This is a genomic window from Kitasatospora sp. NPDC043949 (assembly GCF_056435365.1).
On record NZ_JBWKEQ010000002.1, the window covers coordinates 267,860 to 287,177 of the forward strand.

General features: G+C 73.5%; 18 protein-coding genes. 8 read left to right on the forward strand and 10 right to left on the reverse strand.

The window, feature by feature from the left end; all coding sequences use genetic code 11:
- Positions 1-30: 30 nt before the first annotated feature.
- From AC07AL_RS03355 to AC07AL_RS03365, 3 genes are read right to left on the reverse strand one after another with little or no spacing between them, the layout of a single operon-like run.
- On the reverse strand, positions 31-936 hold the full coding sequence (locus AC07AL_RS03355) for an SDR family oxidoreductase (RefSeq protein WP_400804944.1): 906 nt from the start codon (positions 934-936) through the stop codon (positions 31-33).
- On the reverse strand, positions 933-1,937 hold the full coding sequence (locus tag AC07AL_RS03360; protein ID WP_478316648.1) for an alpha/beta fold hydrolase: 1,005 nt from the start codon (positions 1,935-1,937) through the stop codon (positions 933-935). The genes AC07AL_RS03355 and AC07AL_RS03360 overlap by 4 nt, the downstream gene beginning before the upstream one ends.
- The gene (locus AC07AL_RS03365) at positions 1,934-3,496 is read right to left on the reverse strand and encodes a flavin-containing monooxygenase (protein WP_363579350.1); all 1,563 of its coding nucleotides are present in this window, start codon (positions 3,494-3,496) and stop codon (positions 1,934-1,936) included. Before AC07AL_RS03365 ends, AC07AL_RS03360 begins: the two co-directional genes overlap by 4 nt.
- 357 nt (positions 3,497-3,853) lie before the next feature.
- On the opposite strand from AC07AL_RS03365, the gene AC07AL_RS03370 reads away from it, so the two are divergent.
- The 3 genes from AC07AL_RS03370 to AC07AL_RS03380 are packed head-to-tail and all read left to right on the forward strand — an operon-like array spanning position 3,854 to position 6,214.
- Positions 3,854-4,642: a MerR family transcriptional regulator gene (locus tag AC07AL_RS03370; protein ID WP_363579352.1), complete on the forward strand. Its 789-nt coding sequence runs from the start codon at positions 3,854-3,856 to the stop codon at positions 4,640-4,642.
- 59 nt (positions 4,643-4,701) lie between these two features.
- Positions 4,702-5,715 (forward strand): ABC transporter substrate-binding protein, encoded by a 1,014-nt coding sequence (locus AC07AL_RS03375; protein WP_478316650.1) that lies wholly within the window; start codon positions 4,702-4,704, stop codon positions 5,713-5,715.
- A 13-nt stretch (positions 5,716-5,728) separates the two neighbouring features.
- The gene (locus AC07AL_RS03380; RefSeq protein ID WP_478316652.1) at positions 5,729-6,214 is read left to right on the forward strand and encodes an MFS transporter; all 486 of its coding nucleotides are present in this window, start codon (positions 5,729-5,731) and stop codon (positions 6,212-6,214) included.
- A 94-nt stretch (positions 6,215-6,308) separates the two neighbouring features.
- Here the strand turns inward: AC07AL_RS03380 and AC07AL_RS03385 are convergent, their stop codons facing one another.
- From AC07AL_RS03385 to AC07AL_RS03405, 5 genes are all read right to left on the reverse strand, one after another.
- Complete coding sequence (locus tag AC07AL_RS03385) at positions 6,309-7,946, reverse strand: M4 family metallopeptidase (RefSeq protein ID WP_363579358.1); 1,638 nt, start codon at positions 7,944-7,946, stop codon at positions 6,309-6,311.
- Positions 7,947-8,805: 859 nt separating this feature from the next.
- Complete coding sequence (locus AC07AL_RS03390; RefSeq protein WP_363616659.1) at positions 8,806-9,108, reverse strand: glutaredoxin domain-containing protein; 303 nt, start codon at positions 9,106-9,108, stop codon at positions 8,806-8,808.
- Positions 9,105-11,198: a serine/threonine-protein kinase gene (locus AC07AL_RS03395; RefSeq protein ID WP_400804928.1), complete on the reverse strand. Its 2,094-nt coding sequence runs from the start codon at positions 11,196-11,198 to the stop codon at positions 9,105-9,107. The genes AC07AL_RS03390 and AC07AL_RS03395 overlap by 4 nt, the downstream gene beginning before the upstream one ends.
- Positions 11,199-11,313: 115 nt before the next feature.
- Positions 11,314-12,192 (reverse strand): alpha/beta fold hydrolase, encoded by an 879-nt coding sequence (locus tag AC07AL_RS03400; RefSeq protein WP_363579364.1) that lies wholly within the window; start codon positions 12,190-12,192, stop codon positions 11,314-11,316.
- Between the two features lie 418 nt (positions 12,193-12,610).
- Positions 12,611-13,369, reverse strand: coding sequence for a dienelactone hydrolase family protein (locus AC07AL_RS03405; RefSeq protein ID WP_363579366.1), 759 nt, complete (start codon positions 13,367-13,369; stop codon positions 12,611-12,613).
- Positions 13,370-13,474: 105 nt separating this feature from the next.
- On the opposite strand from AC07AL_RS03405, the gene AC07AL_RS03410 reads away from it, so the two are divergent.
- Positions 13,475-13,849, forward strand: a complete 375-nt coding sequence (locus tag AC07AL_RS03410; protein WP_363579368.1) for a DUF6191 domain-containing protein — start codon at positions 13,475-13,477, stop codon at positions 13,847-13,849.
- Here AC07AL_RS03410 and AC07AL_RS03415 read toward each other — a convergent pair.
- Positions 13,810-14,211, reverse strand: coding sequence for a VOC family protein (locus tag AC07AL_RS03415; RefSeq protein WP_363579370.1), 402 nt, complete (start codon positions 14,209-14,211; stop codon positions 13,810-13,812). The two genes, AC07AL_RS03410 and AC07AL_RS03415, sit on opposite strands and share 40 nt — an antisense overlap.
- Positions 14,212-14,313: 102 nt before the next feature.
- Positions 14,314-15,114 (reverse strand): (2Fe-2S)-binding protein, encoded by an 801-nt coding sequence (locus AC07AL_RS03420; protein WP_400984319.1) that lies wholly within the window; start codon positions 15,112-15,114, stop codon positions 14,314-14,316.
- 274 nt (positions 15,115-15,388) lie between these two features.
- Between AC07AL_RS03420 and AC07AL_RS03425 the strand changes: the two genes are divergently transcribed.
- The 4 genes from AC07AL_RS03425 (at position 15,389) to AC07AL_RS03440 (ending at position 19,310) form a co-directional block, all read left to right on the forward strand.
- Positions 15,389-16,354: a FecCD family ABC transporter permease gene (locus tag AC07AL_RS03425; protein ID WP_363579658.1), complete on the forward strand. Its 966-nt coding sequence runs from the start codon at positions 15,389-15,391 to the stop codon at positions 16,352-16,354.
- Positions 16,351-17,385 (forward strand): FecCD family ABC transporter permease, encoded by a 1,035-nt coding sequence (locus tag AC07AL_RS03430; protein WP_400804917.1) that lies wholly within the window; start codon positions 16,351-16,353, stop codon positions 17,383-17,385. The genes AC07AL_RS03425 and AC07AL_RS03430 overlap by 4 nt, the downstream gene beginning before the upstream one ends.
- A complete protein-coding gene (locus AC07AL_RS03435) occupies positions 17,385-18,227 on the forward strand; it encodes an ABC transporter ATP-binding protein (RefSeq protein WP_363579374.1) in 843 nt (280 codons plus the stop codon). The genes AC07AL_RS03430 and AC07AL_RS03435 overlap by 1 nt, the downstream gene beginning before the upstream one ends.
- A gap of 93 nt (positions 18,228-18,320) precedes the next feature.
- Positions 18,321-19,310: an ABC transporter substrate-binding protein gene (locus AC07AL_RS03440; protein ID WP_478316655.1), complete on the forward strand. Its 990-nt coding sequence runs from the start codon at positions 18,321-18,323 to the stop codon at positions 19,308-19,310.
- Positions 19,311-19,318 lie beyond the last annotated feature (8 nt).

Genomic DNA, 19,318 nt, shown 5'->3' on the forward strand with positions numbered 1-19,318 from the left:
TGTCAGTTGTCAGTTGTCAGTCGACGGCCGTCAGTCGACGGCGCCGCTCCGGCCGCCCCGCACCGCCGTGTCCGCAGCTCCGCCGGCGCCGACGGCACGCAACCGGGAGGCGGCGGTGGCGGCGAGCTGGGGCGCGATCCGGGCGACGTCGCGGGAGCCGACCGCCGCGATCAGGCTCGGCAGCAGCCAGCGGACCGGCTGCATGCCGCGCAGCCAGGCCTGCGCGTAGACGTGGGCGGACCTCCGGGCGATGCCGGCGACGATCCGCTCCACTGCGGGCTCCAGCGGGTAGGTCTTGTTGGCCGGCCACGGCAGCCTGGTGCGCATCTGCTTGAGCACGGCGTCCTCGTCGGCGCCGCGCACCATGTCGGTGTCGGTCCAACTCAGGTATCCCACGCCGACCTTGACCCCCTGGTAGGCGACCTCGGCGCGGAGCGAGTGGGCGAAGGCCTCCACCCCGGACTTGCTGGCGCAGTACGCGCTCATCAGCGGCGCGGGAGTGAGCGCGGCGAGCGAGGCGATCTGCAGCAGGTAGCCCCGGCTCTCGGCGAGGGCGGGCAGGAAGGCCCTGGCCGTGGCGACGCTGCCGAGCAGGTTGACCTCGATCACCCGGCTGAACGCCCGGTGATCGCTGTCCACCACCGGCCCGCCGATGGCGATGCCGGCGTTGGCGACCACGGTGTCGATCCGGCCGTAGTGCTCCTTGATCCGACGGGCGGCGTCGCCGAGCGCGTCGAGGTCGGTGACGTCCACCTCCCAACTGGTCGCGGCCGCGCCGCACTGCGCCGCGACGGCCTTGAGCTCGTCCGGCTCCAGCCCCAGGAGGGCGACCTTGGCCCCGCGCCGGGCGAGCGTGTGGGCGAGCGAAGCCCCGACCCCGCGGGCGGCCCCGGTGACGACGACGACCTGCGCGGACAACGGCGGGATGGCGTTCATGCGGCGGCGGTCCTCTCGGAGACGGGCGCAGAGGCGGAGGAGGCGGAGGTGGAGGGGGAGGGAGCAGGAGCGGAGACGGAAGCGGGCGCGGCGGACAGGTACGCGGCGGCCAAGCGGTGGATCTCGGCCGCGACCTCCACCGGCCGCTCCAGCGGCGCCATGTGCCCGACCCCCGGAAGCAGCAACAGCCCCTGTGGGTCGGCGAGTTCGGCGACGATCCGGTGCGCGTGCACCGGTGGGGTCAACCGGTCCGCGGTGCCGACCACGACCGCGGTCGGTACGGCGAGCCGGGCGAGTCCGGCGTGGACGTCCAGGCGGTCGAGGACGCCCGCCCAGTTGGCGCGTACGGCGGTCGGGCAGGCATGCACGATCCGGGCCGTCGCCTCCACCTGCCCGGCGGACGAACCCGGACCCATGGTCGCGTACTTGAGCGCGACACGGGTGACCGGCGAGACCGGCCCGAGCGGCAGCCGGGAGCGCAGCAGCAGGCGGTTCAGGAAGCGGCGCAGCCCCGGGGAACGCACCGCCTCGGGCAGCACGGCGAGTTCGGCCACCAGCTCCCCCGGCCCGGTGGAGACCAGGACGGCGGCGGCGGTCCGGTCGGCGATCTCGGGGCGGCCACCGGCGGCCATGATGGTCATCCCGCCCATGCTGTGCCCGGCGAGCACGGCCTTCTCCCCCGCCGGGACGGTCCGGGCGAGGACGGCGGAGAGGTCCTCGGCCAGTGCCCGGGTGGAGTAGCGGACCCGGCTCGGCGGGATCTCGCTGTGCCCGTGGCCGCGCTGGTCGTAGGCCACCACTCGGTAGCGGTCGGTGAGTTGGCGAATCACCGGAGCCCAGAAGGCGGTTGAGCAGGTCCAGCCGTGGGCGAGCACGACGGTCGGCGCCCCGGGTTGGCCGTGGACCTCGACGTGCAGCCGGATCCCGTCCGCCGATCGGATGCTCAACTCCTCGACGGGCACGGGCGGGACGTACTCGGCGGGCAGCTCGGCGGCGCTCATGCGGACACCTCCTGCGCGGTACGGGCGGCGTCCTGGCCGGCGCGCATGATCAGTTCGTACTCGCCGAGGTCGACCTTGCGGGTGGCGCGGCGGAACGCGGTGGTGGAGCCGGGCCAGAGCACGGTGTTCTTGCCGTTCGGATCCAGGTACCAGCTGCGGCAGCCGCCGGTGGTCCAGACGGTGCGGTCCATCCGGTGCTGGAGTTCTAGGTTCCACTGCCGCTGGGCCCGGACGGTGGGCTGCATCGCGGTGGCACCGATCGACTTGAGCGTGGTCAACGCGTCGATCAGGTAGTTCAGTTGGGACTCGATCATCAGGATCATCGAGCTGTTGCCGAGGCCGGTGTTGGGACCGATCACGAAGAACAGGTTCGGGAAGCCGTGCACGGCCGAGCCGCGCAGCGCCTCCATGCCGTCCTTCCACTCCTCCGCCAGGCTGGTGCCGTTGGCGCCGAACACCCGGGCCCCGATGGGCATGTCGGTGACGTGGAAGCCGGTGCCGAAGACGATGGCGTCGACCTCGTGCTCGCTGCCGTCGGCGGCGACCAGGGTGGAGCCGCGCAGTTCACGCAGGCCGGAGGCGACGACCTCGGTGTTGGCCGCGGCGAGCGCCGGGTAGTAGGTGTTGCTGAGCAGGATGCGCTTGCAGCCGATCCGGTAGTCCGGGGTCAGCTTGGCGCGCAGGGCCGGGTCGGGAACGCCCTGGGCGAGGTGGCGTTCGGCGAGTTGCTGGACCACGCGCAGCATTCCCGGGCGGCGCACGAAGGCGTCCACCTGGAGCTCTCGGAGGGCGAACAGGGTGCCGCGGCGGATCTTCCCGGTGACCGGCACGCGGTCGTGCAGCCACTTCTCCAGCTGGCTGATCTCGCGGTCCCGGCGCGGCAGGACCCAGGCGGGCGTGCGCTGGAAGACCGTCAACCTGCCGACCTTCGGCTGGATCGACGGGATGATCTGGGCGGCGGAGGCTCCGGTGCCGACGATCGCGACCCGCTTGCCGGTCAGGTCGTAGTCGTGGTCCCAGCGGGAGGAGTGGAACACCTTGCCGGGGAAGGCGCCGAGCCCCGGCAGGTCGGGGATCTGCGGGTCCGCCAGTGGTCCGGCGGCGGAGACCACCGCGTCCGCGGTCCACTGACCGGCCGAGGTGGTGATCCGCCAGCGGACCTGCTCGGCCTCCCAACGCGCCTCCAGCACTTCGGTGTTGAACCGAAGGTGCGGGCGGAGGCCGAAGACGGTGGCGACCTTCTCCAGGTAGGCGCGGATGTCCGGCTGGCCGGAGAAGCTGCGCGGCCACGCGGGGTTGGGCGCGAAGGAGAAGGAGTAGAGGTGCGAGGGCACGTCGCAGGCGCAGCCGGGGTAGCTGTTGTCGCGCCAGGTGCCGCCGACCGAGTCCGCGCGCTCCAGGACGACGAAGTCGGTGATCCCGGCGCGGCGCAGCCGGACCGCGGCGCCGAGACCGCCGAAGCCGGAGCCGATCACCGCCACCCGCACGTGCGGGACGGCCTCGTCCGCCGCGGGGGCACCGGACGTGCCGGAGCGGGGGCGCTTGCTGCTGGATGCCATGCGGCCTCCTCCTGAGGGTGGGGCGATGATCTTCGCGCTGCCGTACCGTGGCGCCCGCTCGTGCCGCGCGTCCTGGCGCGCCGACGACGCCGTGCTCGTGCTGTGCTCGACTGCTCTCGTACCGCCCTGGCGCTGCTCTGATGTTGCCCTGATGCGCCCGGGTGAAGCCGCGGTGTCGCTCTGGTGCTGCTCCGCATGGTGCTGTGCGCACTGCCTTGGGCTCCCCGACGACCGGCGTCGGAGCCCCGCTAATCGCGCCAGTAATTACTGGCATGATTGGCAGGGTAGCCCTTGCTGACACCGGATGGAAGAAGCGCGGCCACCCGGATTCCGGGAGCCTTCGGAGGTGCCGGACCTATGCTGATCGCCGTGGACAAGGTCAGAGCTGCTGCGGGTGACGGAAAACGCGAGTACCGGGTGGAGGAACTGGCCGAGGCGGCCGGCATCACCAGCCGGACGCTGCGCTTCTACCGCGAGCGCAAACTGCTCCAGCCGCCCCGCAAGGAGGGCCGGATCGCCTGGTACGGCGAGGAGCACCTGGCCCGGCTGCGGATGATCGGCGAACTGCTGGACCGCGGCCACACCCTGGGCGGCATCGCCGAACTGATCGGCGCCGGCGAGAGCGGGCGGGACGTCGCCGAGCTGATCGGGCTGGAGGCCGCGATCGTCGCCCCCTGGTCGGACGAGACCCCGGTGCGCCTGGACTGGGACGAACTCAGGACCGTCTTCAACGACCAGCTCACCGAGGAGAACACCGCCGAGTCGATCGCCCAGGGCTACATCACGATCGACGACGACGGGATCACCCACATCAGCCGCCGCCTGATGGACGCCACCACCGCACTCGTCGCCGAGGGCGTACCGCTTTCCGTGGTGCTGGACGCCAGCCGACGAACCCAGGAGCACGTGGAAGCCATCGCCGAGATCTTCATCGACGTGGTCGGCGAGCACCTGCTCGGCGCCCTCGCCGCCGACGCCCCGCTGCCGCCCGGCGAGGCGGCCCGGCTCACCGAACGCATCCTGCGGGTGCGGCCGCTGGCCCGTACGGTCGTCGACGCGCAGTTCGCCCTCGCGATGGACCGGCGGGTGCCCGCAGAGTACGACGAACTGCTGCGCCAGCGACGGGAGAACGACACCGAGGCGTAACCCCTCCGACGGGAGGGCAGGGATTCCCGCGCCCTGCCCACCCGTTGGAGGAACCGCCGATGCCCAGACCCCTCAGTCGCCGCGCCGCACTCGGCCTCGCCGCCGGGCTCACCCCGGGCCTCGCGCTCGCCGCCTGCGGACCGAACTCCCCGGCACCGTCCGCCGGTTCGACCGGCGCGACCGGTGAGCCCGGCGCGCCGGGCGGTTCCGGCGGGTCCAGCGGGGCCGGCCCCCGGACCGTCCGGCACGCTCGCGGCGAGAGCACCGTACCGGCCCGGGCCACCCGGGTGGTGGCGCTGGACACCGACGCGCTGGACTCGGTGGTCACCCTCGGGCTCACGCCGGTCGGCGCGACCACCGTCACCGAGGGCGCTCCCTTCCCGGCCTACCTGCCCGCCGAACGGCTGGCCACGACGAAGGCCGTCGGCGCCATCGGGCAGCCCAACCTGGAGGCGATCGCGGCGCTGCGGCCGGACCTCATCCTGAGCAACCAGGTGCGCGACGACAAGCGGTACGACGAACTGACGAAGATCGCGCCGACCGTGCTGTCCAAGACCACCGGGCCCACCTGGAAGGAGAACGTCCGGCTGCACGCCGAGGCGATGGGCCGGCAGGCCGAAGCCGAAGCGGCCGACGCGGCGTACCGGACGAAGGCGCGGGACCTCGTCACCGCACTCGGCGGCCCGGCCAAGGCCGCCGCCACCCGGGTCGAGATGGCTCGTTTCCTCGCGGGCGCACCGACCAGGCTGTACCTCAACGACACCTTCGTCGGCTCGCTGTTCAAGGACCTCGGGCTCGGCCGGCCCGCCAACCAGGACAAGCCCGGGTTCTCGGTCGAGATCAGCCCCGAGCAGGTGGACCAGGCGGCGGCCGACGTCATCTTCTACTCGGTCTACGGGGACGCGGCCAAGTCCGACCAGGGCAGGATCACCGATGGCGCGCTGTGGAAGAGCCTGGACGCCGTCCGCACCGGCCGGGTGTTCCGGGTCGACGACAGCCTGTGGATGCTCGGGATCGGCTACACCGGGGCCGGCCTGATCCTGGACCAGATCCGGAAGCACCTCGCGCCCTGAGCGACTGCTCACCGTGCCCTACGTCCTGCTGCTGGCCGGGATGGCGCTGCTGTTCGCCGCCTCCTGCGTCCTGCTCGTCTCCACCGGGAGCCTGTGGAGCCTGACCGTTGCCGTGGGCCTCCTCGGGGTGGCGGTCGCACCACAGATGATCACGATGTTCGGCCTGGCCGAGCGGACGGTGCCGGCCGTCCGGCTGGGCGAGGCGATGGCTGCGCTGGTCAGCGCGCTGATCCTGGCGCAATCGGCCGGCACCTTCCTGGGCGGCTGGGCGACCACGCACTTCGCGCCCGCCGCGCCGTTCGCGATCACCGCGGCCACGGCGGCGGCCTTGCTGCTCGCCGCGTGCACCGCGACCGAACAGCGCTACCGCCGCCGCACTCCGACCGCTCCGACTGCTCCGACCGACGGTGGGACTGACGGTGGGACTGACGGTGGGACTGACGGTTCCGGCGTCCAACCCCGCATCGCTGCGCCCGCGCGCCGCGCCCCGCGCACATGACGGCGGGGGCGACGGTGGTCCGCACACCGTCGCCCCCGCCGTGCGGCCCCGCCCGCCGGCACCCACGGTTCGGCAGGGCCCACTCAGGCGGTCGTCAGTTGACGTTGACCGCCGTCCAGGTGGCCGCGACCGCGTTGTACTCGGCGCTGCCGTTGCCGTACAGGTCCGCCGCCGCGCTGAGGGTGCCCGCCCGGGCGCCCGCGTAGTCGGTGGTGGAGGTGAAGTAGACGGTCAGCGCGCGGTACCAGATCTGCGCGGCCTTGTCCCGGCCGATGCCCGCGAGCGAGGAGCCGTCGGCCGTCGGGCTGTTGTAGTCGAACCCGTTGATGCTCTTCGCGCCGCTGCCCTCCGACAGCAGGTAGAAGAAGTGGTTGGCCACGCCCGACGAGTAGTGCACGTCGAGGTTGCCCACGCCGGCGGACCAGGAGTCGGCGGACTGGCCGTCCTTGCTGGGCTGGTCCATGTAGCGCAGCGGGGTGCCGTTGCCGTTCAGGTTGATCAGCTCGCCGATCCAGTAGTTCGGCGGGTTGGAGGGCAGGTTGGCGTACCACTCGACCATCGTGCCCATGATGTCGGAGGTGGCCTCGTTGAGGCCACCGGACTCACCTGAGTAGTTGAGGTTCGCCGTGGCGGCGGTGACGCCGTGGCTCATCTCGTGGCCGGCCACGTCGATCTCGGTGAGCGGGGCGGCGTCGCCGTTGCCGTCGCCGTAGGACATGCAGAAGCAGCTGTCGTCCCAGAAGGCGTTGACGTAGTTGGAGCCGTAGTGGACGCGGCTCGCGGCGCCGACACCGTCGTTGCGGATGCCGTTGCGGCCGAAGGTGCTCTTGTAGAAGTCCCACGTGGTGGCCGCGCCGAACTGGGCGTCCACGGCGGCGGATTCGCGGTTGGAGGCGGTGCCGTCGCCGAAGTTGTTGGAGGTGTTGGCGAACAGCGAGCCGTTGCCGGCGGTTCCGTTGCTCATGTCGCTGGTGGACTGGCCGCCGCGGCTGTCGTCCTTCAGAGAGTAGCTGGAGCCGCTCTGCGCGGTGGTGAGCGGCACCTGGCCGACGAAGACGCCCTTGCCGGTGCCGGCGGCGGTCTGGATCTTCTCGTGGGTGGACAGCACCTTGCCGGTGGCGGCGTCGGTGACGAGCACCTGGTTGCTCGGGGTGCCGTCGGCGCGCACGCCCTCGACGGTGGTCCGGTAGGCCAGGCGCGGGTTGCCGTCGGTCGCCCAGACGACCAGTTCGGCCTTGCCGGTCTGGTGCACGTCGGCCAGCGGGGACTCGTCGGCGTCGAGGGTGACCCCGACGGTGGCCTTGACCGCGCCGGTGGCCTGCGTGGCGGCCTGGTCGGCCGGGATCTGCGGGGTCAGGCTCGGCAGCGCGAGCTTGGCGGAGACCGCCTTGTCGACCGACTTGACCGAGCCGTTGGCCTTCTGGTGGACGACCAGGTCGCCGCCGAGCACCGGCAGGCCGGCGTAGGTGCGCTCGAAGCGCAGGTGCCGGGTGCCGTCCTTGTCCACCACGGCGTCCTTGGCGACGAGCCGCTCCTTCTCGCCGAGGGCGAGGGCCTTGGCGAGCGGGCCGGACTGGCCGCCGGCCAGCGCGAGCACGGCCGCGTGCTGGTGGTCGGCCTGGGCCTGGAGGCCGGCGACGGGGCTGGCCTGGGCGGCGGTGCTCACCTGGATCACACCGGTCAGCAGGGCGGTGGCCGACAGTACGGCGACAGCTGCGAGCTTTCGCTTCACGTGCGAGTCCTTCCGGGAAACCGCGTGTGGACGCGGTCGCGCCGCGTTCCGGGGGCCGGGGTCGGCACCTGTGGGGCGGAAATGGGCGCTGACGTGCTGAAACCCCGAGCGGTCGAGCGGCGAGCCACCAAGGGGTGGGGGTGGGGGCTACCGCCGGGGCTGTCCAGAAGCATGACAATCCAGCAGGTGAATTGACAGGTCTACTTCAGCGATTGGCCAGGTCCCGCCAGCTCGCCAGGGCCCTCAAGTGGTGGGCAAAACGGGGCAATTCACCGCGCCTTGCAGTGGGTTCCCACCCGAACCACGCCCGACCGCCTGCACCGATGTCCGATCGACCGTCGAACGCCGATTCGGCGCGCGGAGCCGAGCGGGCCGGAATCGACTTTTACATCCCTGTAGAACTTCCAATACGGAATCTTGACATCCGCTTGGCGAGGTCCCGCCACCTGCCACCCTTGCCCGCCGCCGGGTCATCTGCTAGCGCCACCGGGCCTCGTGTTCGCCCGACTCCTCAGCGCAGTCGGCGAGTTGGGCTCGACACCTGAGGGCGCACCGGAGCCGGTGAGACCCCGTGTCCCACAACAGCCCCTCCTCCACTGGCATCTGCGATGACGCCCGGTTCCCGCGGCGCCCCGCTCGCCCGCCCCCGGCTCCCGGGCGACCAGCCCGTACGGACACCCGGGCCGGGTCGGCACACGCGCTCAACCGCCGCCCGCGCCGGGCCCGTCCGGTCGCAGAAGCGGCAGCGGCAGCGGCAGCGGCAGCGGCAACGGCAACGGCAACGGCAACGGCAACGGCAACGGCGGGATCGGGATCTGGACCGGGAGAGCGAAGGGGTACCACTCCTCGCCCGGACCGGTCAGCGAGGCCTCCCCGGGAGCACGTCCGGCGCGTACTCCCGCACTGCGGCGAGCAGTTGGCGGATCGACGGGTTCACCATCGGCCGCCCGGCCACGGTGACGGTCGGCACGGTCTCGTTGCCGTCCGCGACCGAGCGGACGAAGGCGGCGGCGTCCGGGTCCTTCCAGATGTTCACCATGGTGAACCGCCGGCTGTAGCGCAGGCGGGTGAAGAGCAGCGCCAGGCGCAGGTTCATGCAGAACGTGCACAGCGGCCGCCAGTAGAGGACCACACCGTCGTCGGCTCCGCCGGTCGCTGTCACTGGAACCGCCATTCCTGGGCCGTGTTGCCGGGGGTGCAGGTCACCATGGTGACCGCGTTTCCCGGGCCGTTGTCGGTCATGCAGCGCTGGTTCTGGTAGTCGGCCAGCGTGTAGGAGCCCTGGGCGGATCCGCTGCGCACCGTCCAGTTGGTCAGGAAGCTGAAGCCTCCGCTCAGGGTGACCTTGCCGTCCATGGTCTGGACGAGCAGCGGCCCGCCGCTGTTGCAGGCGTTGAAACTGATCCAGGAGCCGGGGTCGGTCGCCCGCACCCAGCCGTACTGGGACGCGCCGCCGACCACGATCGGGTTGTCGCCGCTCAGTTCGTCGCGGGCCATCCCGATCGGGCGGCCGTCCTTCACGTTGACGATGGTGGTCCAGGAGGTGCCGCCGCACGACGGCGGCCGGGTGGGGGTCTGCGGAGCCGGCGGGTTGCCGCCGCCCGAGGGCGAACCGCCGCCGGACGGGGAGCCGCCCCCGGCGGGGGAGCCACCGGCCGCGTTCTGGGCCGGGGGCTGCGGGTTGGGATTGGGATTGGGGTTGGCGGGCTGGTTGGCGGTGCCGCCCCCGCCGCCGGACTGGTTGGATTGGCCGCCCGAAGCGCCGCCGCCGCCCGCCGCGCCCGCGCCTCGGCCCGCCGCGCCTCCGTTGCCGCCCGGCGCGGGGGCCGGGACGGGCGCGCCCGGCTGGTTCGGGGTGCTCGGCTGCTGGTCGGCGGCCGGGGCCGCGACCGGGGTGTCGGAGGGTGTCGGCGTGGCGGGCGGCGTCACGGCCGGGGCCGCCGGGGTGCCCGCGCCCGGGGTCACCGGGGCCGTCACGACGACGGTCGGCTGGGCGGCGGGCGGCTCGGCCGCGTCCGACCGGCCGGGGCCGCGGTCCACCAGCAGGACGGTCGCCGTGCCCATCGAGATGACCACGGGGACGATCACCGGCACCAGCAGTGCGCGCCGCGACCGGCGCTTGCCCGGCTCGGTCACCGGCTGCGGCCCCACCTTGGCGACCTCGTCCTCGTCCGGCACGGGGCCACCCGACGCCGGGCGCTCGCCTGACGCGGGCTGGTCGGCGCCGTCCGCGACCGGCACCAGGGCACCGGCCTTCGCCGCACCGGCGCCCCCGGCCACCCCACCCCCGGCCCCTTCACCCGCAGCCGCTCCCCCGGCCGCCGCCCTGAGGTCGACCGTCCCGGTGTCGGCCGGGGCACCGGCCGCACCCGCCGCAGCGCCCGCGTCCTTCGCACCGATCGCCGCCCGGGCCGCGGCCGCCATCTCGGCGGCGTCGGCGAACCGGTCCTCCGGCTTCTTCTCCAGTGCCTTCGCGACCAGCTCGCGGACCGCCGCCGGGAAGGCCCCCGGCAGCTCCGGCGCCGGCTGGCGAACGTGCTTGAGCGCGACCTCCAACACGCTCTCGCCGACGAACGGCGGCTTCCCGGTGAGCAGTTCGAAGCAGACCACGCCGATCGAGTAGAGGTCGGAGGCCGGCCCGGTGCCCGTACCCTCGGCCTGTTCGGGGGCCATGTAGAGGGCGGTGCCGACGATCGCGTGCGAGGCGGTGATCTTGGTACTGGCGATCGCCCGGGCGATGCCGAAGTCGGTGATGGTCACCCGGCCGTCCGTGCGCACCATCAGGTTGGACGGCTTGATGTCCCGGTGCACGATCTCCCGGCGGTGGGCGGCGTGCAGGCCGTCCAGCGCGGCGGCGACCAGACCGAGGGCGCGCTCGGGAGGCATCGGGCCCTCCTCGGCGAGCACCCGGTCCAACGGCCGGCCGTCGACCAGCTCCATGACGATGTAGGCGCAGCGGTCCCCGGCGTCACCGCCCTCGCCGCCCTCCCGGCCCTCGGCACCGCCGCCGCTCTCACCGTAGTCGTGGACGTCCACGACGGCCGGGTGGTCGATCGCGGCGACCAGCTGGGCCTCCCGGCGGAAGCGCTGGATGAAAGTGTCGTCCTCGAACAGCGCCGAGTGCAGGATCTTGACGGCCACCGGCCGCGCCAGCACCGTGTCGTCGGCCCGCCAGACCGTACCCATCCCCCCGCCGCCGATCCGCTCGACCAGCGTGTACCGCCCGCCGAGCACGGCGCCCGGACCCCTCATACTCCCGCCCCCATGTGTCATGACCCTCCCCAGCGGGCCGTTCGGCCCCCAGTGTGCCAGAGGGGGTCGAACGGTCAGCAGGCGCTGTCCGGCCAGCGGTTGAGGGCCGCCGCCGTCAGCTGTCCCGGCCCTGCCGGGCGTGCTCGACCACCTCCAGGACGGCGGCGGCGACGGCCTGCGGGTGGTCGGCGTGGACGTGGTGGCCGGCGCCGCGCACCACGATGTGCGACCCCTTGGCCGCGCCGGCGACGACGTGTGACTGGAGGACGGTCCAGCGGGCGCGCATCGCCCCCGGCAGGCCGTCGGTCGCGCTCAGCACCGTCACCGGCACGTCGGGCAGCCGCGCGGCCGCGCGCCGCCGCCGGAGCTCGGAGACCGCGAGGACCGTCAGCCGGTTCTCGTCGAGGACGGTCCGCCGCTGGTGGCGATGCGCCTCGACGGCCGCCTCGGCCCTCGCGACGGCTCCCCCGGCACGGCGTGCGGCGGGCGTCATGGCCGCCCGGAGCAGCCCCACCCGCAACAGGACGGCCTCGGCCGCGCGGATGGCCGGTGGCTGGAACTCCTCGTGCGCCGGATCCACCAGGACCAGGCCGGCCACCAGTTCCGGGTGCCGCCAGGCGAGGAGTTGGGCCAGCTGGCCGCCCCAGCTGTGCCCGACCAGGATGGCCGGGCCGGCGCCGAGGTGCTCCACCAGGGCAGCCAGGTCCCCGGTCGGGGACTCCAGCGAAGGACCGGAGACGCGAGCGGGGTCACTGGCACCGAGCCCGGCCCGGTCGTACGCCACGACCCGGCTGTGCGCGGCCAGTTCGGACAGCACCGGCGCCCAGGTCAGCGACGAGGTGCCGCAGCCCGCGAGCAGGACCACCGGCGGGCCGCCGCGCCCCGCCTCCACCCAGCGCAATGCCCGCCCGTCACGGTCGAGTTCGCCCTGCCGGACCCCGCCGGGGACGCTCTCGGCCAGCGCCTGCGCGATGGCGTCCTGCACATCCCGCATGGCCCGCGTGCCCCGTACTACCTGTACGCCCCCCATGCCCCGTGCGCCCTGCGTGTCCCGCGTGCCCCACGGTTCCTGCGCGTTCTGCCTGTTCTCCGTCTTCTGCACGTTCGGTTCCCCCCTGGATCCGTCCGCCCGGTCCCGGCCTGTGGTACCGGGTGACGCGGGTTCGTTGCTCACCACTGCCACGAGTCCCGGGTGCCTCCCCGACGCCCGGCGGGTCGGCCCCCGGCCGGGCCCGGACTCGCTGTCAGGCACCAGACCATGACGGCCCGGCTCCACGCAAACCCGAACACCTCGCGTCCGTTGTGTGACCGGAGGACGAAGAGGAGGCGCTGTGGCGTGAGGCCGTCACCGGCCCGCGCCCGCACGGCCCAGGCCGGGGCGGCGTCGCTGGCCGCCCCGGCCCTCCGGCGGCTCAGGCCGACAGGGTCCGCTTGAACAGGTCGAGCAGCGCCTCCCAGTGGCGCGCGTCGGCGACGGCGTCGTAGCGGGTGGTGTCGGCCTGGGTGTAGCCGTGCGGGGCACCCTGGTAGACCTCCTCCCGGTGGCGGACACCGGCGGCGGCGAGGGCCCCGGCGAGCCGTTCGATCTGCTCGGCGGGCATGGACGGATCCTCGTCGGCGTGGCCGAAGTACACCTCGGCGGTGATCCGGGAGGCGCCCAGGTGCGGACTGTCCGGCGCCTCGGTGGCGAGGCTGCCGCCGTGGAAACCGGCCATGGCCGCGATCCGGTCGGGGTGGCTGGCGGCCGTCCGCAGGGCGAGCACCGCGCCGCGGCAGTAGCCGGTGAGGCCGACCGGGCCGTCCTCGACGAGCGGGGAATCGGCGAGCCAGCGCAGGTAGGCGTCCGCGTCGCGGGCGGTCACCTCGGGGGTGAGGGTGGCGAGCAGCGGGCCGATCTGCTTGAAGATCGCCGGGTCCTTCTCCAGGTCGATCAGCGGCGGCAGTTCGACGACCGGCGCGCGGCCGTTCCGGTAGTAGGCGTTGGGGACCAGCACGGCGTACCCGGCCCGGGCGAGCCGGTCGGCCATGTCCTTCAGCTGGGGTCGGAGCCCGAAGGCATCCATATAGAGGATGACGCCGGGGTGGGCCCGCCCGTCGTCGGGACGGGCGAGGTAGGCATCGGCGGTGCCGTCCGCCGTCGGGATGTCCACGGTGGTTCCGCGCACGGTCATGGTGAGGGGTCTCCTTCGGTTCGCGCGGCAGGGTAGCGGGTGGACGCCGCCACCGGCGCGGCGCCCTCGGGGAACACGGGTGCTGCCGACCGGCGTTGGGCGTACATGGGTGTGATCGTAGACGTGGCGTGCGTGGCGGCGGCGGTGATCGGGCTGATGCTCCTGATCGCGTGGCAGATCCGGGGCGAGTCGTCGGGGCGTTGGCGGCGCGGCGGCGGGAGCACCGGGGTTGGCCTGGGCGGCGGGCTGGAGGAGTTGCAGGCGCTGTTCAGCCCGGGCAAGCGGGTGCAGGTCGAACAACGGCGGGAACAGCTGACGCTGCGGGACGACGCCCAGGTCGGAGCGCCGCCGCACTTCGGCGTGGACCTGGACCGGGGCGTGGCGGTGCTGCGCGGCAGGGACGGGGCGGGCGGCGAGACCGAACGGGGTCGGACAGGCGGTCAGGCTCCCCAGCCACGGGAGCAGAGCACCAGCCGGTAGCCGTCCGGGTCGGATATCGTCACGCCGAACTCCTCCCAGTAGGGGTTGTGGGCCCGGACCGGGGTGCCGCCGGCGGCCTCCAGCCGGGCGACCAGGGCGTCGTCCACCGGCGCACCGAGGTAGACGACGAACAGGTCGTCGACCGTCGGGGTGGGCTCCAGCGGGTTCTCCGGGTCGTGGGTGAGTTCGAAGTGCCAGGCTCCGCCGGGCGGACCGACCATCAGCAGGTCGTGCTCGCCGGACACCCGCTCGGTGGTGCGCCACAGCACGTCGAGGCCGAGGCCGCCGACGTAGAAGCGCTCGGCCGCCGCGAGGTCGCGCGAGGGCCGGGCGATGCGAACCCGCGTCGTCGAATCGATCATGGCCGCGACCCTAGCCGATACCACTGACAACGAACCGTCCCCGACGGTTCCCCCACACAATCCCGTCCGCGGATCCCCGACGGCGATCCGCGGACGGACCCCTCAGAACCGGCGCAGCCGTTCCTCGTCGCCGGTGCGCGGGCAGGTCAGGCAGGCGGCGGCCTCGGGCTTGACGGCGTAGTAGAGGCAGCAGCCGAGCCGGGTACGGGTGTGGTGGCCGCGCCCGTCGGGGGTGTGCAGGCGGCGGAAGTCGGCGGCGCCGGGCAGCGGGAGGGTGCCGCCGGGCAGCACCGCCCCGGCGGCGACGACGGCGGCGTCCTCCTCGCCGAGCATCCGGCCGAGGTACCAGACGGCGGAGGCGAGGTCGTCCGTCACCATGCCCCAGAGCGCGCGGTCGCGGCGCCGGCTGGGGGCGGCGAAGGCAGCGAGCACCGGCTCCACGTGGGCGACCACGGCGGCCCGCAGTTCGGCGCGGAGTTCGTCGTCGCCGGGGAGGGTGACGTGGCCGCGCGGGCGCAGCGCGAGGTCCCCGGTGGGGGCGTGCAGCCAGAGGTCGGCGGGGTCGACGAGGGGTACTTTCCGGGCGAGGTGCCAGGGGCCCGCGATGAGCAGGCACGCGGACCAGACGTAGTGGTGCAGCAGCCTGGAGGCGGTGACGTGCGGGCGGGGGGCGCGGCCGTGTTCGGCGGCGATGCGCTCCTCCTCGCCGGCCAGAACGGCGGCCAGGGCCCGTTCGTCGGCGGCGAGTTCGGCCCCCGAGTACCAGCCGTCGGCGGCACGGGGGTCGGGCTCTTCGGCGCCGAGCAGGCGCAGCTCCAGCACCGGGCAGAGTTCGCGCAGGCGCCGGTAGTCGCCGGGCAGGGTGGACGTCGGCGCGACGGGCAGGGGTGTTCCGGGGATCATCGGCGCTCCGTGGATCGACTCCGCATGATCGAATAAGGTGAGGCTCACCTTACAATGCCCCAGGGAGTGCACCACCCGGGACCGGGCTGGGCGGCGCGACACCCGCGACACCTGGGCGGGGTGACGCCGCGGCGAACGGCCCGACATCGGACCAGGCGACCCGAGATTGACGAACTTAGGCAAACCTAACCTAAGATGTCGACTCGTGTTGAGAACCGACCCGCCGGCCACCACGGCCCCGGCGACGCCTCGATCGTCTGCGGTCCAGCGGCCCCTGCTGCTGGTCGCCGGTGTGGGCGCGCTCGTGCTGTGTGCCGCGCTGAGCCTCGCGCTCGGCTCCCGATCCATCCCGCTGTCCACCGTGGCCGACGCGCTCACCGGGGCCGCCCACGGCGGCGACGCCGATGTGGTGACGGGCCTTCGCCTGCCGCGAACGGTGATCGGACTGGCCGTCGGGGCCGCGCTCGGCGTCGCCGGGGCGGTCGCCCAGGGCGTCACCCGCAACCCGCTCGCCTCCCCGGTCACCCTCGGCGTCAACGCCGGCGCGAGTCTCGCCGTGGTCGCCGCGATCTACGCGCTGGACCTCACCCGGCCCGTCGAGTACGTCTGGTTCGCCTTCGCCGGGGCGGCCGTCGCCGCGGTCGCCGCGTACGCGATGTCCCGGCGCGGCGGCGACCTCGACCCGGTCCGGCTCGCGCTCGGCGGCACCGTGCTCACCGTGGTGCTCACCTCCTGGACCTCCGCGCTGATGCTGGCCAGTCACCGCACCCTGGACGAGGCTCGGTTCTGGTTGGCCGGCTCGATCGGCGGGCGGCAGTTGGACACCCTCACCCCCGTGCTGCCGTTCCTGGTGCTCGGCCTGCTGGGCGCGTTCGCGATCTCGCCCGCCCTCAACGCGCTGGCCCTCGGCGACGAGACCGCCCAGTCGCTCGGCGTGCCGGTGGCCCGGATCCGACTGGCCGGAGGGCTGGCCGTCGTCCTGCTCGCGGGCAGTGCGGTGGCCGTCGCCGGGCCGGTGGCGTTCATCGGACTGGCCGCGCCGCACCTGGTCCGCCCGCTGCTCGGCAACGACCACCGCTGGCTGCTGCCGGGCTGCCTGATCGCCGGTCCGCTGCTGCTGCTCGCCGCCGACGTGCTCGGACGGCTCGTGGTGCGCCCCTCCGAGATCGAGGTCGGCATCGTGACCGCCTTCCTCGGCGCGCCGCTTCTCGCCGTACTGGCCCGGAAGGTGGCCCGGTGACCGCGCTCGCCGTACCCGTCGGCACGCTCGCCCGCCGCCGGGCCCGCACCGCCGTGTGGTCGGCGCTGGCCGCCGTCGTCCTGGTGGTGCTGACGGGCGTCGCGCTCGGCACCGGACAGGTGAGCCTGTCCGGATGGGACGCGCTGCGCGCCCTGGTCGGGCAGGGCGAACCCGGAAACGTCCTGGTGGTGCAGCAGTTCCGGGCGCCCAGGGTGGTGTCGGCGCTGATCGCCGGGGCCGGGCTGGCGATGGCCGGCTCGATGCTCCAGCGGCTCTTCCGCAACCCGCTGGCCTCCCCCGACACCATCGGTGTCACCGGCGGCGCGTCCTTCGGCGCGGTGCTGATGCTCGCCACCGGCGCCTCCCAGCAGCTGATCCCGCTGGCCGCGCTCGGCGGCGGACTGCTGGCGGCGCTGCTGCTCGGCGGCCTCGCCTGGCGGTCGAAGATGGCCGTCACCCGGCTGGTGCTGGTCGGCCTGGCGGTGCAGCAGGGCCTCGCCGCCGCCGTGAACCTGATGATCGTACGGTTCCCGGCCGAGCTGGCCTCCTCCGCGATGCAGTGGACCACCGGCTCGCTCTACGGCCGCAACTGGACCGAGGTGTGGATCGGCGGCACCGCCATCGCGCTGACCGCCCTGGCCGTGCTGCTCTGCCAGCGGCGGATCGCGGTCCTCGACCTCGGCGACGACTCGGCCGGCGGCCTCGGCCTCAACCCCGGCCGGGACCGGCTCTGGCTGCTGCTGCTCGGCATCACCCTCGCCTCGCTGGCCGCCGCCCTCACCGGCCCGGTCGCGTTCGTCGCGCTCGCCGTACCGCACCTGGTCCGGCTGCTCGCCGGGCCGCCCACCCTCGGCACGCTCGGACTCACCGCGCTCACCGGCGCCGTCCTGCTGCTGTCCGCCGACCTCCTCGTGCTCCACGTGATCCCCGTCCACGGCCTGCCGGTCGGTGCCGTCACCGCCACGCTCGGCGCGCCCTGGCTCCTGGCGCTGATGATCCGCCAGGGCCGGCCTCCCCAGAGGAGCAACTGATGACGCCCACGACGACCGTCGAGTCCGTCACCACCACCGCCAACCGGCTCGCCGCGCACGGCCTCGACCTGCGCTACGGCGACCGCACGATCGTCGACGGGCTCGACCTCGAACTGCCCGGCGGCGCCGTCACCGCCATCGTCGGGCCCAACGCCTGCGGCAAGTCGACCCTGCTGCGCGGACTGGTCCGGCTGCTCGACCCCGCCGCCGGCACCGTCACCCTGGACGGCTCCGACATCCACCGGATGTCCGCCCGGGCCCTCGCCAAGCGGATGGGCCTGCTGCCGCAGCAGCCGGTCACCCCCGAGGCGATCACCGTCGAGGCGCTGGTACGGCTCGGCCGGTACCCGCACCAGCGGATGCTCAGCCCGTGGTCCAAGACCGACCAGGCCGCCGTCGAGGACGCCCTCGCCCGGACCGGCACCGCCGAACTGCGCGAGCAGCAGGTCGACCGGCTCTCCGGCGGACAACGCCAACGCGCCTGGATCGCGCTCGCACTCGCCCAGGACACCGAGCTGCTGCTGCTCGACGAGCCGACCACCTTCCTCGACCTGCGCCACCAGCTCGACGTCCTCGACCTGGTCGCCGACCTGCACGCCGAGGCCGGACGCACCGTCGTCATGGTGCTGCACGACCTCGGGCAGGCCGCCCGGTACGCCGACCACCTGGTGGTGCTCAAGGACGGGCGGCTCGCCGCCGCCGGACCGCCCGCCGAGGTCCTCACCGCCGACCTGGTCGAGGCCGTGTTCCAGGTGCCGTGCCGGGTGGTGCCCGACCCGGAGACCGGCACGCCGCTGGTCGTCCCCCGGGCGCGGACCCGGCCGCGCGCCGCCGACCGCTGACCACTGACCACTGCCCCCGTTCGTCACCCCCGACGCTCCTCACCCTCGACGCTCCGCAACCCGACGCCCGCTCGACCCGATCCAAGGACCCCCATGAACCGCCGCCTCCCCGTCGCCGTCCTCGCCGTCGCCCTGTCCACCACGCTGCTCGCCGCCTGCGGCAGCGACGGCGGGACCAAGCAGAGCGGGGACGCCTCCTCCGCGAGCGCCGGCGCCTCCGCCGGCTTCCCGCGCACCGTCACCCACGCCGCCGGAACGACCCAGATCAAGGCCCAGCCCAAGCGCGTCGTGGTGCTGGACAGCGGCGAGCTGGACGACGTCACGCTGCTCGGCATCACGCCGGTCGGCGCGGTGTCGCCGCACATGAAGACCGAGGGCGGGTTCCCGAACTACCTCAAGGACAAGATCAAGGACACCAAGGACGTCGGCCCGATGAACGAGCCGAACCTGGAACTGATCGCCTCCCTGAAGCCCGACCTGATCCTCTCCTCCAAGGTCCGCCACGCCAAGGTCTACGACCAGCTGAACGCGATCGCGCCTACCGTGCTCGCCGAGACCACCGGGTTCCCGTGGAAGGAGAACCTCGCCCTCTACGCGCAGGCGCTCGGCAAGGAGGACGAGGCCAAGAAGGCGCTCGCCGACTACGAGGCGCGGGCAGCCAAGCTCGGTGAGGCGATCAAGGCGAAGAACGGCGGCACCATGCCGACCGCCTCGGTGGTCCGCTTCGTGGCCGGACCGACCCGCCTCTACGCCAAGGCCTCCTACAGCGGCGTGGTGCTCAAGGACGTCGGCCTGGCCCGCCCGGCCGCCCAGGACGTCGACAAGAACATCGTCGAGGTGAGCGCCGAGCAGATCAACCAGGCCGACGCCGACCTGGTGTTCGTCACCACCGCCGACGACCCGTCCAAGACCAAGGAGAGCGAGGTCCAGCAGACCCCGGTCTGGCAGGGCCTGAACGCCGTCAAGAACAGCAAGGTCTTCAACGTCCCGGACGAGACCTGGATGTCCGGCATCGGCGTCCAGGCCGCCGACGCCATGCTCGGCGACATCGCCAAGGCCGCGGGCGTGGACGCGCCCAAGTAACCGCCGAC

Bases quoted from the DNA above. Each gene is read 5' to 3' on its own strand.
- AC07AL_RS03370 (WP_363579352.1), top strand. From the start codon at position 3,854: ATGCTGATCGCCGTGGACAAGGTCAGAGCTGCTGCGGGTGACGGAAAA.
- AC07AL_RS03440 (WP_478316655.1), top strand. From the start codon at position 18,321: ATGAACCGCCGCCTCCCCGTCGCCGTCCTCGCCGTCGCCCTGTCCACC.
- AC07AL_RS03410 (WP_363579368.1), top strand. From the start codon at position 13,475: ATGGGTGTGATCGTAGACGTGGCGTGCGTGGCGGCGGCGGTGATCGGG.
- AC07AL_RS03405 (WP_363579366.1), bottom strand. From the start codon at position 13,369: ATGACCGTGCGCGGAACCACCGTGGACATCCCGACGGCGGACGGCACC.
- AC07AL_RS03355 (WP_400804944.1), bottom strand. From the start codon at position 936: ATGAACGCCATCCCGCCGTTGTCCGCGCAGGTCGTCGTCGTCACCGGG.
- AC07AL_RS03420 (WP_400984319.1), bottom strand. From the start codon at position 15,114: ATGATCCCCGGAACACCCCTGCCCGTCGCGCCGACGTCCACCCTGCCC.
- AC07AL_RS03360 (WP_478316648.1), bottom strand. From the start codon at position 1,937: ATGAGCGCCGCCGAGCTGCCCGCCGAGTACGTCCCGCCCGTGCCCGTC.
- AC07AL_RS03365 (WP_363579350.1), bottom strand. From the start codon at position 3,496: ATGGCATCCAGCAGCAAGCGCCCCCGCTCCGGCACGTCCGGTGCCCCC.
- AC07AL_RS03435 (WP_363579374.1), top strand. From the start codon at position 17,385: ATGACGCCCACGACGACCGTCGAGTCCGTCACCACCACCGCCAACCGG.
- AC07AL_RS03400 (WP_363579364.1), bottom strand. From the start codon at position 12,192: ATGCGGGATGTGCAGGACGCCATCGCGCAGGCGCTGGCCGAGAGCGTC.
- AC07AL_RS03375 (WP_478316650.1), top strand. From the start codon at position 4,702: ATGCCCAGACCCCTCAGTCGCCGCGCCGCACTCGGCCTCGCCGCCGGG.
- AC07AL_RS03415 (WP_363579370.1), bottom strand. From the start codon at position 14,211: ATGATCGATTCGACGACGCGGGTTCGCATCGCCCGGCCCTCGCGCGAC.
- AC07AL_RS03395 (WP_400804928.1), bottom strand. From the start codon at position 11,198: ATGAGGGGTCCGGGCGCCGTGCTCGGCGGGCGGTACACGCTGGTCGAG.